At 74.4% G+C, this 1506-nt stretch carries 2 protein-coding genes; both read left to right on the top strand.

Annotated elements, in window-relative coordinates:
* Window positions 1–304, top strand: a 304-nt coding sequence (locus tag N864_RS25285) for a hypothetical protein (RefSeq protein ID WP_476702748.1), incomplete at its 5' end; no start/stop codon positions are given.
* Window positions 305–310: 6 nt separating this feature from the next.
* Window positions 311–1506 (top strand): SCO6880 family protein (locus N864_RS22160; RefSeq protein WP_034722654.1); only part of this gene is annotated, 1196 nt, incomplete at its 3' end.

The following is a 1506-nucleotide window of genomic DNA, read 5'->3' as shown; positions in this document are numbered from 1 at the left end:
AGCAGGCGCGGGTGCCGGTGGTGCGGGTGGTTCCGCTGCCGGTGCGGGAGCGGCTGCCGGGCCGGCCGCGGCGGTGGTGATCGGCGCGCAGGTCGCGAAGAAGGCCGCGACCGCCGGCCCCGAGGCCGGCGCGCAGATCGGCGGACAGGCCGAGGCCGCCGCCGATGGCGCGAACCAGAACACCTACGACACCGGCGCCGGCACGGACTCGCGGGTGCCGCCACATCAGACCCCGCCGCCGAACGCCCCCGACGGGCTGAAGCCGCCCGACAGCGACGGCCGCCCGCCGAGCAGGAAGGAGTGAACCGCGATGGCCACGAAACACAGCACGGAGGACACCAGCGCCCAGGCCGGGTCGGGGGCGGAGCTGGTGCCGGTGAAGTTCAGCCGCCTCACCCGCCGGGGCGTGCTGCTGGGCCTGTCCGCGTCGCAGCTGGTGACCCTCGGGATCGGAGTGCTGACGCTGGTGGGCGCGTTCTACGCCGGCGGCGGCATCCTCATCGCCGCTACCGCCCCGGTGTGGGTGCTGTCGGTCGTGCTGACCTGGATGCCGGTCGCCGGCCGCCCGGTCGTGGAATGGATACCCGCGGCCGGCTGGTGGCTGTGGCGCAGCACCGGCGGGCAGCTCGCCTACCGGCGCCGGATCGTCGCCCCGCGACCGGCGGGCACGCTCGCCCTGCCCGGCGACCAGGCGCGGTTGCGCGAGCACGTCGACCCGGAGACCGGGGCCGGGATGATTCACGACCCGCACCAGCACACCCTCACCGTCGTCTGCGAAGTGCGGCATCCCGCGTTCGTGCTGCTCGACCCGGCCGAACAGCACCGCCGCGTCACCGCCTGGGGCAGGGTGCTGGCGACCGTGTGCCGGTCCGGGCGGATCGCGACCTTGCAGGTGCTGGAGCGCACGCTGCCGGATTCGGGCACCGGGCTGGCGGAATGGTGGGCAGCGCACGGCACCCGCGACGGCTCCTGGGCCGCGACGACCTACCAAGAGCTGATCGAGCGGGCCGGTCCCGCCGGGGAACGCCACGCCACCACCCTGTCCCTGTCGCTGGACATGCAGGCCGCCGCCCGGCAGATCAGGACCGCCGGCGGCGGACTACGCGGGGCCGCCGCCGTGCTCCGCCAAGAGATGTCCACCCTCACCGCGGCGCTGCGCTCGGCCGACCTGACCCCGGCCGGGTGGCTCACCCCCGGCCAGGTCGCGGTAATCCTGCGTTCTGCCTACGACCCTGCCGTGGCCGCGACGCTGGAGCGGCACGGGGAGCTGGGCCAGTCCCTCGCCACGGCGGGGCCGGTCGCGGTCACCGAGACCTGGACCAGGCTGCACACCGACTCGGCGTACCACGCGGTGCTGTGGATCAGCGAGTGGCCGCGGTCGATGGTGTATCCGGGGTTCCTCGCCCCGATCGTGCTCTCCTCCGGGATCGGGCGGGCACTGTCGCTGATCTACACGCCGATGCGCACCGACCAGGCCACCCGCGACATCCGCAAGAAGAAGGTCGA

Source organism: Intrasporangium chromatireducens Q5-1, from assembly GCF_000576575.1.
Classification (GTDB): Bacteria; Actinomycetota; Actinomycetes; order Actinomycetales; family Dermatophilaceae; genus Intrasporangium_A; species Intrasporangium_A chromatireducens.
This window is presented reverse-complemented; position numbering and strand designations above follow the sequence as displayed.